General features: G+C 52.2%; 13 protein-coding genes. 6 read left to right on the top strand and 7 right to left on the bottom strand.

The genetic code is table 11. The features are described from left to right. Window positions 1–1,061, top strand: a 1,061-nt coding sequence (locus G5B42_RS04715; protein ID WP_181339300.1) for a CapA family protein, incomplete at its 5' end; no start/stop codon positions are given. Between the two features lie 135 nt (window positions 1,062–1,196). On the opposite strand, the gene G5B42_RS04710 is transcribed toward G5B42_RS04715, so the two are convergent. The 4 genes from G5B42_RS04710 to G5B42_RS04695 form a co-directional block, all read right to left on the bottom strand. Then, the gene (locus G5B42_RS04710) at window positions 1,197–2,276 is read right to left on the bottom strand and encodes an isocitrate/isopropylmalate dehydrogenase family protein (RefSeq protein ID WP_181339299.1); all 1,080 of its coding nucleotides are present in this window, start codon (window positions 2,274–2,276) and stop codon (window positions 1,197–1,199) included. A 108-nt stretch (window positions 2,277–2,384) separates the two neighbouring features. Beyond that, entirely contained in the window at window positions 2,385–2,852 is a 468-nt protein-coding gene (locus G5B42_RS04705) for a deoxycytidylate deaminase (protein ID WP_181339298.1), read from the bottom strand. A gap of 23 nt (window positions 2,853–2,875) precedes the next feature. Further along, a complete protein-coding gene (locus G5B42_RS04700; RefSeq protein WP_181339297.1) occupies window positions 2,876–3,448 on the bottom strand; it encodes a hypothetical protein in 573 nt (190 codons plus the stop codon). Further along, the gene (locus G5B42_RS04695) at window positions 3,441–3,986 is read right to left on the bottom strand and encodes a DUF523 domain-containing protein (RefSeq protein ID WP_181339296.1); all 546 of its coding nucleotides are present in this window, start codon (window positions 3,984–3,986) and stop codon (window positions 3,441–3,443) included. The genes G5B42_RS04700 and G5B42_RS04695 overlap by 8 nt, the downstream gene beginning before the upstream one ends. Window positions 3,987–4,108: 122 nt before the next feature. Here G5B42_RS04695 and G5B42_RS04690 point away from each other — a divergent pair, with 122 nt between their 5' ends. Beyond that, complete coding sequence (locus G5B42_RS04690; RefSeq protein ID WP_181339295.1) at window positions 4,109–4,651, top strand: YpiB family protein; 543 nt, start codon at window positions 4,109–4,111, stop codon at window positions 4,649–4,651. Here the strand turns inward: G5B42_RS04690 and G5B42_RS04685 are convergent. The 3 genes from G5B42_RS04685 to G5B42_RS04675 all read right to left on the bottom strand — a co-directional run bounded on the left by G5B42_RS04685 (window position 4,648) and on the right by G5B42_RS04675 (window position 7,740). Further along, a complete protein-coding gene (locus G5B42_RS04685) occupies window positions 4,648–5,766 on the bottom strand; it encodes a DUF362 domain-containing protein (RefSeq protein ID WP_181339294.1) in 1,119 nt (372 codons plus the stop codon). The genes G5B42_RS04690 and G5B42_RS04685 overlap by 4 nt on opposite strands. A 113-nt stretch (window positions 5,767–5,879) precedes the next feature. Further along, window positions 5,880–7,301: a UDP-N-acetylmuramate--L-alanine ligase gene (murC, locus tag G5B42_RS04680; protein WP_231133235.1), complete on the bottom strand. Its 1,422-nt coding sequence runs from the start codon at window positions 7,299–7,301 to the stop codon at window positions 5,880–5,882. A gap of 238 nt (window positions 7,302–7,539) precedes the next feature. Then, on the bottom strand, window positions 7,540–7,740 hold the full coding sequence (locus G5B42_RS04675) for a hypothetical protein (RefSeq protein WP_181339292.1): 201 nt from the start codon (window positions 7,738–7,740) through the stop codon (window positions 7,540–7,542). A gap of 115 nt (window positions 7,741–7,855) precedes the next feature. On the opposite strand from G5B42_RS04675, the gene G5B42_RS04670 reads away from it, so the two are divergent. The 4 genes from G5B42_RS04670 (at window position 7,856) to G5B42_RS04655 (ending at window position 11,262) form a co-directional block, all read left to right on the top strand. Next, complete coding sequence (locus G5B42_RS04670; RefSeq protein ID WP_181339291.1) at window positions 7,856–8,041, top strand: small, acid-soluble spore protein, alpha/beta type; 186 nt, start codon at window positions 7,856–7,858, stop codon at window positions 8,039–8,041. A gap of 193 nt (window positions 8,042–8,234) precedes the next feature. Next, window positions 8,235–9,428 carry a hypothetical protein gene (locus tag G5B42_RS04665; protein ID WP_231133234.1) on the top strand — a complete coding sequence of 398 codons (1,194 nt, stop codon included), beginning with the start codon at window positions 8,235–8,237 and terminating at the stop codon, window positions 9,426–9,428. A gap of 27 nt (window positions 9,429–9,455) precedes the next feature. After that, window positions 9,456–10,094: an N-acetylmuramoyl-L-alanine amidase family protein gene (locus G5B42_RS04660; RefSeq protein WP_181339289.1), complete on the top strand. Its 639-nt coding sequence runs from the start codon at window positions 9,456–9,458 to the stop codon at window positions 10,092–10,094. A gap of 163 nt (window positions 10,095–10,257) precedes the next feature. Then, window positions 10,258–11,262 (top strand): fibronectin type III domain-containing protein, encoded by a 1,005-nt coding sequence (locus G5B42_RS04655; RefSeq protein WP_181339288.1) that lies wholly within the window; start codon window positions 10,258–10,260, stop codon window positions 11,260–11,262. The last annotated feature ends 62 nt before the right edge of the window (window positions 11,263–11,324 follow it).

Genomic DNA, 11,324 nt, shown 5'->3' with positions numbered 1-11,324 from the left:
CCCCCGGCCTCACGCTGACCGCCGTTGGCGATCTGGTTATGCATATGCCGGTTGTCAACTCCGCCTTTTTGCCTGAAGAAAAAAGCTATGATTTCCGGCCGATTTTTGCCCCCTTGCAGCCTGCTTTAAAGGCTGCGGATTTAACGGTCGGTGTCCTGGAAACAACACTGACCGCCGAGTATGACCGGTTATCCGGCTACCCCCGGTTCAACACCCCTTACCAACTGGCGGAGGCCTTGCGCTGGGCGGGTTTTGATCTGGTCTTTACCGCCCATAATCATTCATTGGACCAGGGAACCGACGGAATTGTAAGAACCCTTGACCATTTGGAAGCGGTGGGCCTTACCGCCACCGGCACCAGAAAAAACAGTCAAGATAAACCCTACCACATCGTGGAAGGCGACGGAATTAAGCTGGGTTTCCTCTCTTATACAACCATAACCAATGGTCTTTCCTTTCCCCCTGATCAACGCTGGATGCTCAACACCTTGGATTTTGCCAAAATTGGGCGGCAGATTCGCGAGTTAAAGGCCGCCGGGGTGGATGGGATCATCATGGCGCTCCATTACGGCCAGGAATATGTCCGTTATCCCACCATGGCCGAGCAAAAACTCTTTGCCCGGCTTTGTGCTTTGGGGGTGGATGTGATTCTGGGCAGTCACCCCCATGTTATCAGGCCGTTGGAAAAAGTGGTGACCACCGATCCTTTCGCCAATCACCCAAAAACTTGTTTGGTCGCCTATTCCCTGGGGAATTTTCTCTCCAACCAACGCTGGCGCTACAGTGACTGCGGATTGATGCTCACTCTTCACCTCCGTAAAAAACTGTGGCCGCCCGGGCTGGAGATTGAAGTGTTGGCCTGCTCGCCCCTCCTGGTCAATCGGGACCAGCGGGGTTACCGGCTTTTGGCGGTCCAGCCGCCGGAACGGACGGAAGCGGTAACCGTTTCCGCCTCCCTCGCGCCTATTCAAGCGAAGTTTCGGGAAGTCTGGGCTGATACGGAAGAGACCCTCACCGGCTGGCCGGGCGGGGTTAAGCAAATGCAATACCCCTTTTTTTAGATGTTTTAACCGCGCTGGTCAGTTGCTTCACCGCCGGGAACCGATCAATCGGTTTATCATTGTTCAGTCTGTCGTGCATAACAAAAGAACCGCCCGAAAAAGGGCGGTTCTTCACTATGCAGGCAACGACCCAGTCTAGTTTTGTTTTAATTGCGCAATGATCGCATCGGCCATCTCACTGGTGCCAACCGCGGTCGGATCGTTGCGGTCTTCTTTCAGATCGTAAGTAACATACTTCCCTTCGCGGATCACCGCAGCCACTGCCCGCTCCAAACGGTCGGCCGCGTCTTTCTCCCCCAGATGACGGAGCATCAAAACACCGGACAGGATCATGGCACACGGGTTCACCTTGTTCTGTCCTTTATATTTGGGTGCGGAGCCATGGGTCGGCTCAAAAAGCGCCGCTTCCGTGCCGATGTTCGCCCCCGGGGCCACTCCCAAACCGCCGACCAGCCCGGCGCAAAGGTCCGAAACAATATCCCCGTAAAGATTGGGCATGACCAAGACGTCAAAATTCTCCGGCCGTTGCACCAGTTGCATACAGAGGGCATCCACCAGGACCTCATTGTATTCGATAATCCCTTCGTACTCGGCGGCAATCTCCCGTCCGACCCGGTAAAAAAGGCCGTCGGTAAACTTCATAATATTGGCCTTTGCCACCGCCGTTACTTTACGGCGACCATGGCGCCGCGCGTACTCAAAGGCATAACGAATAATCCGTTCGCTCCCCGTTCTGGAGATCGGTTTGATCGAAATCGCCGCGGCGGGGTCGATCTTGCCTTGAGGCGCCATCTCGATGATCTTCTTGGCTTCCGGGGTCTCGGCATCATACTCCACGCCCGCATAAAGGTCTTCCGTATTCTCCCGGATCACGACCAGGTCCACATCGCTGTAGCGCGAACGAACCCCGGGGTAGGTTTTACACGGCCGCACGCAGGCATACAGGTTTAAAGCCTGCCGTAAGGCCACGTTCACACTGCGGAAACCGGTCCCGATCGGCGTAGTAATCGGCCCCTTTAAAGCCGCCTTGTTCCGGCGGATCGAAGCCAACACTTCATCCGGCAGCGGCGTCCCCTTTTCGGCCAACACATCAACACCGGCATGTTGCACATCCCAGTCGATGGCAACGCCCGTCGCTTCAATCACCCTTTTCGTCGCGGCCGTGATTTCCGGTCCGGTCCCGTCACCCGGGATTAGCGTAATCCGATAAGCCAACCACATCGCTCCTTCCGCAAATTTTTAATGTTTTATGTTTCAACTTACGGACCAACCATCATTCCATTTTTGCCGGTCTAGTAACCGCTGATATTTTCTTTGTTCCATTCACCCCGGTCCTCTTTTACCCAATCTTGAACCGAATAACGGCAGACCCCCCCCATCGGGTGCGTCCGTGACCACCCACTCAATTCCGGCATTGATAATCATGCGCGTACACATTTTACAAGGGCGCACGCCGGTGATCCGCTCCCCGGTCTTGGGTGACAGGCAAGCCAAATAAAGGGTCGCCCCCAACATATCCGTCCGGGCGGCGTGGATAATGGCATTCATCTCCGCATGGACCGAACGGCACAGTTCATATCGTTCGCCGGAGGGAATCCCGGCTTTCTCCCGCGGGCAATCATTCAGATCAATACAGTTAATGCTGCCGCGGGGGGCACCAACATACCCGGTGCTGATAATCTGGTCCGCCTTGACGATAATTGCCCCGAAGTGCCGGCGCAGGCAAGTTGAACGTTTGGCGACCGCGGCCGCAATATCCAGATAATAATGGTCTTTATCCTGCCTCATCATCGGAAAAACACCCTTTCCCTCGTTTACTGGGGCACGTCCACTTTCGCGGCCTCCGGCAACCGGACCTCCACTTTGGCGACGCCTGGTTGATCATTAAGACTGACCACCAATAACAGCTCTTCCCGGGGAGTTGCGGCCAATTCGCCCGTAAGCGGCAATGTTTTAACCTCGCCCGGCTGGAAAGACGGAAGCGGGAACCGCTGCCAGGAGGTGCGGAAAGCAACACCGTTTCCCGACTGCCGCACGGCAAACAACAATTCGCCGCTGCCCGCCGGTATAGCCTCGCTTGAACGGTTTGCCACCATGATTGTTACCCGGTAAGTTAGACGGTTTGGCGTATTGAAAGCAACCGGTTCAAAGTTAAGCGTAGTAATGATCAGGCCGGGTCTTCCCTGGTCCAAAATATTCTGTAATTCCCTGTTTTCGTTCTGTAATTGCCGATAACTTTCCTCGAGCGCCATTGCCTTTTCCTGCCAGGCATTCCGTTCCGCCAACAAATATTTGTTTTCGCGGAAAAAACTATTGATCGTCAGAAAAAAGAGGATTACGGCCAACAAAGGCCCGGAAATCTTTAACCAGCGGTATTTTTTAGACATCATTGCCCCTCCTTTGTGCGGACCAGTCCGTCTCCGCGATAACCTGAATTCCATGTTTCTTTAATAAAGCAGCCGTTACTCCTACTCCAGCAACCAAGCGGTGGCGAAAGGTGCCATCATAGATCTTGTTGCAACCGCAAGAAGGGCTGTGGTCTTTTAAAACGGCTATTTTAACACCGTTTTGCTGCGCCAATTCCAGTGTTTTGCGGGCTCCTTCCCGGAAAGCCAACGTCATGTCACGGTTATCTTCGGTAAAGACACCCGCCTGTCCTTCCCAAACCAGCTCGCCGTCGCCCCCTTTCAGTTCGCAAGGAGGACGCGGTACAGGCAATCCCCCCAGTACCTCGGGGCAAGCCGGAACAACCGGAAAACCCTTAAGCGCTTCGACCAAGGAGGGCAAAATATAGCCTTTGCCGTTGTAACGACATTTCTCCCCCAAAAGACAGGCGCTGACTAAAACGGTAGGCGCCGGTGTTGTAATTCCTTTCCTCAGTTTCTTCCCCTGCCTCCATTCAATGATTAAATTGAAAACCACCATAACAACATGGTCTATAAAACCGGCCAGTTTGAGCCGAAATCAACAGTAAAGGGAAAAGGCGGAAATACGATTCATCAGTCCGGACCGACCGTAATATTAATATAATTAGGGAGGTGCCTGCCTTGAAGCAACCACTGGTCAGTCCCCTGGCCAAGAAAGCGTTTATCCAATGGTTCCTCACCAATTGTGAATTTCGGGGCGAAGCTCCCCGGCGCATCCTTTTGGCATTGCTCAAAGAGGAAAGCACCTTAAAACGGATTAAAATCGTCCGCCACGGATCGATTCTCCGCCCGCTCCTGGTGGTCTCAAGTCTTGGGACGGGAATGCCCCCAGCGGTGCTCCTCACTTACAACTTGGTCCTCACGGATCCGGATGATGTCCTCGAATACTTGTCAAGCACGGGCAACGACTGTTTTTATCTAACTTTTTATTTCCCGGAACGGGACCGCTGCCTGTCCTTCCGCGATGTCCTCGAAGAACTTCCGCTCCCGGTCGAACCGGAAAAAGTGGATAGTCTCCAAATGGACCTGGAACTCAAACTCGTCTTAATCGAAGCCGAAAACGAAGAGCAAAGAACCAAACTGCTGGCGCAGATCGACGAAGCCCTCGCAAAGAAAGAAAAAAAGACCTTTCTCCGGCTCGCCCGTTTATTAAAAAGCCTTTAGAGAAAACGCCCCAAAAACGGGATCTTTAATTCAATGGCATTGTGCGGGCAGAACTCCTGACAACAATAACAGCGTAGACAATGACGGTCGTCAATCATAACTTTGTCCCGGCCGAAGGTGATCAGGCGGGCCGGACAAGCCTCGAGACAAACCCCACATTTTCGGCAATTATCCTTAATCACGGGGTAAGGCGAAACGTACCGACGGAAAAAGCTGTTCACCACCGCGGGAACCCGAAAGCCAATGCGCGTTGCGGCCGGAGGCACCTTAAAATCAGAGATGATAAACGCCTCCAACGCTTCCCCCAGGACCTCCACCTCGGTTTCCTTGAGACCGGGGAGACCTCTCTTCGCGGCCAGCGCCAAGAGGGGAACAGCAGCGGGTTCAAGTCCAACCAGCCGGGCGATGGTGGCATCGACGGCAAAAGGATCGGTTCCCGCGATAATTAAACCCATAAAACGCAAGCTCCCGTTGCGCGGCCCTCCTCCTTCCATCGCCATGATCCCGTCCACGATGTTCAGAACCGGTTTAATGGTCAAGGCCAGATCAATCAGCATCTCATGGAAAACTTCCGCGTGCTGCAGGCGAAAATGCATCTCGCCCTTGCGCAGGCCGGCTACGCAACCAAAGAGGTTTTTCACCGCTCCCGTTAAGCGGGTCAGCCCGTGGGTTTTCACCCGCGGCAAGTTAATGACCGCATCGACTTGGGTGACCTCTTCGACCAAAGGAAAGGATCTTAAAATCCGCCCATGGGGTGCCTTCACCTCGATTTCGCGGTCAAAGACCCCGAGCGGTACCCCCAGTTCCTGACAGACTTGAGTGATCCCGGTCTTTTGCGCCACCCGCGCCAAACTCCCCAACCCGGGGCTGTCGCCCACCAACGGCTTCGCCCCGATGGCCAAAAGCTCCTTGAGGACCGCCCGGACAACTTCCGGGTGGGTAACAACCCCCCGTTCCGGTGGTTCCGCGGCCAACAGGTTTGGTTTGACCAGCACCCTTTGGCCGGGACGGACATAGCGTGCGATGCCACCCAATTCAGATAGGCTTTTGCGGACCGCACTTTCCACCGCACTCCGCTCGTAATTATCACAACGGGCAAGGGCAACTTTGGTCATTAGTATTCTCCCTTTCGGCTTTACGTTCGGCATAGAAAAAGTTCCCTGGATGAATTTCTCCAGAGAACAGAAGGACTCCTTTGGCAAAACTCCTTTTTTACTTGGTCTTAAATTTATCCCCTCGCCCCTTGCGCCTGCAGAAATTCTTCCCCAACCTTAAAGATATCGCCAGCCCCCATGGTCAGCACCAAATCACCCGGCTTCGTCTCCTTTAAAAGGTGGTCTTTAATCGCCGCCATGTCACCGAGGTACCGGACATCGGGATGGTATTTCCGGGTTTCGTCCGCCAACTGCCGACTGGAGACCTCCCCCCGGTCAACTTCACGGGCGGCGTAGATATCAGCCAAAACAAGAACATCGGCGTCACCAAAGGCCTGGGCAAACTGGGAAAAAAGGTATTTTGTGCGGCTGTAAAGGTGAGGTTGGAAGACACACCATACCCGGCCCGGATATTGATTTTTGGCGGTCGCCAGGGTCTGACGGATCGCGACCGGATGATGGGCATAATCATCAACCACCACCACACCGCCGGCTTCGCCTTTTAATTCAAAACGGCGGCGCACCCCGGTAAACGTTTGGAGATGTTTAAGGCTATCGGCCAGCGGCACTCCGGCCTCCAGCGCAACGATCAACGCCGCCAGGGCGTTCCGGATGTTATGCTCGCCGGGAACTTGCAAAACTAAATCACCACAATAGTTTCCTTTGTGATAAAGTTTACCTTTGGTCCCCATCGGCGGGACCGTTTCAATCTCAGTGCAGTACCAATCGGCTTCCGGTGTTAGCCCGAACGTTAAAACCTGAGCCTTGGCCGCTTTCAGTAACTCCTCGCGATTAGGATCGTCCTGCCAGAGAACGATCTTTCCCTCCGGAGGGACAAGCGCAATGAATTCTTTAAAAGTATCCACTACCGTACCGGCCGTGGGAAAACAGTCGGGATGATCCCAATCGACATTGGTGACAACGGCAATCTTGGGTGAAAGATAAAGAAAGGAACGGCGAAATTCACAGGCTTCCACCACAAAGTAAGGGCTTTTCCCGGTCCGGTGGTTCCCCGGCAACTCCTTCATCTCCCCGCCAACTTCCACCGTGGGGTCTTTTCCCCCTTTAATGAGAAGCAAGGAGATCATCGCGGTTGTCGTTGTTTTTCCGTGGGTTCCGGCAACGGCAATCCCCTTCCCTTTTTCTTTCATCAAAAGACCGAGAAGCTCAGCCCCCTCATAGAGGGGAAGTCCTTTGGCTCTGGCCGCCAATAACTCCGGATTTTCCTCGCCGACCGCATTGGTATAAATCACCGCATCAATATCATCAGTGATTTGTTCAGCCTGATGCCCGTAATTGATCTTAATCCCTTTGGTTTCCAACTCTCTGGTACTACGGCTGGACATCCGGTCCGAACCGGTTACTTTATAACCGCTTTCCAGCATGATCTTGGCCAAGGCGCTAAGGCGCGCGCCGCCAATGCCAATAAAATACAGATGGTCTCCTGGTTTCAACCTGATCCGTCCCTTCTCGGCCAATCCTCTTTTTTTCCACATTTCCTATTCTATGACGATTGACTAAATAAAACAATAGTTCTTTTCGCAAAAAACCCGAATCTTTCATTTTTAAACCCGGTTTAAACAGAGACTTACCAATCCTTTCCGCTTGATTTATTAGTTATTTTATCCATTTTTGTTAAGTTTAATCATTGGACGGTCCTTCGGCATAACTCCGGTTAGAACCGGACTTATGGGGCAAAAAAAAGAAAACCCGGTTTCCCGGGTTTCAGTGATTCTAATAGTCTTCATTGGAAGAATATAATTGGTGTTCACCAACGGTGGCGACCTGCCCTTCACAGACTGGGCAAGTAACCACTTCGTCCTCATCATCATATCCTAAAAGAATCATTGTTCCGCATAAAGGACATTTAACACTTTCTTCCGCATTATCCGCCCTTTCGGAAAGGCTAAGCGGTGGACGGCCGTCTCTACCCATCTTGTTGTTCCCTCCTCGCTTATATTGTCCTTAAATGCCTGCTTGAGTATGCATCTTTTTTTTTACACGTGTTTTCTAACGGCAAACGGAAAAACTATTCTTGGGAGGTGAAGCTGTGGCGCGTCGTAGTATCGTATCTGATGCGGTCAAATACGAAATTGCCAAAGAACTTGGTTTTGCTGACCGTATTCAGATCAACGGCGACCGTTACGACTACAGCAATCTCACTACCCGGGAAGCTGGCCTGATCGTGCGCGGCCTAATCGAAAAAGCCGAGCAATTGTTGGCCAGCCAAAAATAGGATTAGGGGGGTGCCCGCCACCCCCTAATCCAAAAAATAAAAATTACACCGTTCATGTCTGAAAACGCAGTTTTTCGAGGCCGTACATTGTTTACCATAAATTCCATTCCTGCCTTGAGCAGGGATTTTTATTTATAACGAGAAAATTAAAGGGCAGATGGGGAAAAGGTACTTTCGGCCAAACTTGTAAAATTTGCAGAAAGAAACGGAGGAATCTTCTTTGCGACGCCAGACCAAAAATAACTTGCCCCTTGGCTGCTTTCTCTTTTTCGTATGCCTCACTTTGATCGGCGTTTTGTGGGCAATCCCCGCCCAGGGTGCCACGGACAATATCACGAAACGCCTCTCCAACTTGGAAAGCCGCTGGGGCCATCTCCAACTTGGAGGCGAATTCAGCTTACTCGCCGATTATAAACAACGGTTCTTCGAAGAATACCGCACTCCGGATTTAAAAAACTACCTCAACCTCTATCTGGATGCGCAGATCGACCGGAATTTCTATTTTTATCTTATGCTTTCCTACTACGATAATTATGGTTATATCAACCATCTTTATCTCAGCGAAGCAGCGGTTCGTTACCGCTCACCCCAACTGTTAGTTGATTTGGGGAAATTCTATTTTACCCTTGATCCGCTTGGCTTGATCGCCGACCATTCGACGTCTCCCCTTCAAGGTTTCGCCGTGCAGACCGGGAACACCGACCTTTATCTCGGTGGCTTTTATTCCCGGCTCTTCCTGAACCCGGCCAGTATTGATGAAGAAAAGATCGGGGTGACCAGTGACGATCAGTTAGGGTTACGGATTGCTGTCCCCAAACCCGGCTATATGCTGGGCATGACCTTGGTAACTACGCCGGAGGGCGACCTTAGTGAAACCGCCATTGGACTTGACTTTATTACCAATGTGGCCGACGGGGCCCTTCAAACCGAAGTGGCCTGGTATAAACCGGGAACAGACAGCTTCCAAAGCTACAAGCATGATGGTGCTTACGGCGGCTTGGTCACCTGGAGCAAAAACATTGCGGCCACAACTTATACCCTGAACGCCTGGTATTTCGAGAAAGGGTTTGCCCCAATCTCTTCGGTCCTAAACGACAGTTTCCTTGAAAAAGGCGAAATCTATGCCAACAACTCTTACGGGATTGGCGGCGGCCTCCAGCACAAAATGGCCAACAACTGGGATGCCACGGTAAAAGCCGGTGTCCTGCTCTCCCCGGACCAGACCTTCTCCGGACCCCAGTTGACTTTCTCCGGACGGCTTCGGAAAGCCTTTTCCATCGCCACCAATCTTGAATTCGGCTTTGATTCCGGTTTTGAGGCGGACGTCAATAAAATTGACCTCCACCGGTACAACCGGTTGTTTGTCGGGTTTAATACCATATTTTAGTTGTCGAACGAAAGGGAGGAGACCGCTTTGTTTAAGGCTAAACCTTTCACCATTCTGATCCTCGTAATCCTGTTTCTGGTCGCCACCGGGACGGTTGCCGTCGCCAACAAGCCCCTCGCCGGGGTCAAGGTTGTTGTCGATGCCGGCCACGGTGGTTGGGACCCGGGTGCCGTCGGGGTGAACGGGTTAACCGAAAAACAGGTCAACTTGCAGGTGGCCAAAGCGCTTCGCAATTGTCTGATCGAGTACGGAGGAGCCGACGTCATCATGACCAGGACCGACGACTCCTATGTCTCGTTGGCGGCCCGGGTGCAGAAAGCCAATGCCAGTTGGGCGGATCGTTTCATCTCCATTCACCATAATGGATCGGTCAACCCCGCGCATAACGGCACCTCGGTCTATTCGGCCAAGACTGGCAGTGCGGCCAGCCATGATTTGCGGAATAAAGTGCAAAAACGTCTACTCCAAATGACCGGTCTCCGGGATCTGGGAGCCAACACCGCCAATTTTTATGTCTTACGAAACACAAGGATGCCGGCGATCCTCACCGAAGCCTCTTTCATTACCAATCCCAAAGAGGAAGAAAAACTACGGGATCCCGGCTACCTCTGGCGGGAAGCCTACTATATTTACCAGGGCCTGGTCGACCACATGGGGAAACAATGAGCAGACGGAGACCGCTAACCGCGGTCTTTTTTTTACGTCACTGACCCCCTCCGCCACAACAGGAAAAAAGGATTTTTCCAATTTCTGTATAATATTTATGTTAAGTTATTACTTTTATTGGTGGTGATTACATATCATGTCTTGTTTGAGGCGTGTGGGGGTTATGGTCCTGCTCACTCTGGGCCTTTTCTGCCACAGCGGCTGTCTGTCCAAACCTTATCTGCCCGGCCAGGATCTGGGCACTCTCTCCCTCCGGCTGCAACGGGCGGAGACCTCCCCCGACCAAAAACAATTTTCCGTAATGGCCCATTATCAACCGATCAAAAAAGTTACAGTCATCATCAGCAGTAAAAAAACGGTCATTACAAAGACGGTCGATCCGTATGTCGAAGGTGATGTGATTACCATTGGTTCCATCTACCCGGGCTCCTGGCAGATTGAAGTGAAATGCTATGACGCGGATGACCAATGGTCCCTCTACGGGGTGACAACCAAGACGATTCAGCCGGGGGAAAACGCGGAACTTTTGATCATCATCCGGCTGGCCCCGGGAGAATTATCCATAACGATGGATGTCGCTCCGCTCTTGGCGGCCGGGTATGACGCCTCCCGTGGACGGCTGTACGTTTATGAAGATCCGGCAACCGACCGCGCCACCATCTTTGATTTGATTTTAGAAGGAAAAGTGCTGAAAAACCGGGAGCCAATCCTGTTGCCGCCGGGAACCTATAACGCCCAAATCTACATCCCGAACAAATCTAATTCTTTTTATGAAAGCGATTATATACTGTTTGACATTATAACGGGACAAATAGAAAGCTATGCTCTAACCGCCGATGCCAGTTTAGTCGTGGCCGGATTGGTTGATCTCCCGCCCGCGACGCCGGAAAACTTCGAAGTACGCATGGCAAACGGTCAGCCTCTGCTCGGCTGGGATCCGGTTCTCGACGCCGATCTGGCCGGTTATAATGTTTACCGGACCAACCGGGACGGCCGGTTTGTTCTTCTTGCCCAAGTCGGCAACGACACCTGTGTATACCATGATCGCGAGGTAAAAATCGCCGATTATGCGCAGAGCCGCCTTGGTTACGCCGTAAGCAGTTATGACCAAGGGGGAAACAACAGTCTTTGGACTCCCACTCTTTACTGGCCTTTTGACGAGGAATAACGGCCGTATTGTTTAAATGAAAAATACAGCAAAGATCAACGCGTAACCGGTAAATTGAAAAG

Source organism: Capillibacterium thermochitinicola, from assembly GCF_013664685.1.
Lineage (GTDB): Bacteria > Bacillota > UBA4882 > UBA10575 > UBA10575 > Capillibacterium > Capillibacterium thermochitinicola.
This window is presented reverse-complemented; position numbering and strand designations above follow the sequence as displayed.

Excerpts from the sequence above, each read along its gene's own strand:
- G5B42_RS04700 (WP_181339297.1), bottom strand. The coding sequence starts at position 3,448 with ATGTCTAAAAAATACCGCTGGTTAAAGATTTCCGGGCCTTTGTTGGCC.
- G5B42_RS04685 (WP_181339294.1), bottom strand. The coding sequence starts at position 5,766 with ATGACCAAAGTTGCCCTTGCCCGTTGTGATAATTACGAGCGGAGTGCG.
- murC (WP_231133235.1), bottom strand. The coding sequence starts at position 7,301 with ATGTGGAAAAAAAGAGGATTGGCCGAGAAGGGACGGATCAGGTTGAAA.
- G5B42_RS04655 (WP_181339288.1), top strand. The coding sequence starts at position 10,258 with ATGGTCCTGCTCACTCTGGGCCTTTTCTGCCACAGCGGCTGTCTGTCC.
- G5B42_RS04705 (WP_181339298.1), bottom strand. The coding sequence starts at position 2,852 with ATGATGAGGCAGGATAAAGACCATTATTATCTGGATATTGCGGCCGCG.
- G5B42_RS04675 (WP_181339292.1), bottom strand. The coding sequence starts at position 7,740 with ATGGGTAGAGACGGCCGTCCACCGCTTAGCCTTTCCGAAAGGGCGGAT.
- G5B42_RS04695 (WP_181339296.1), bottom strand. The coding sequence starts at position 3,986 with ATGGTGGTTTTCAATTTAATCATTGAATGGAGGCAGGGGAAGAAACTG.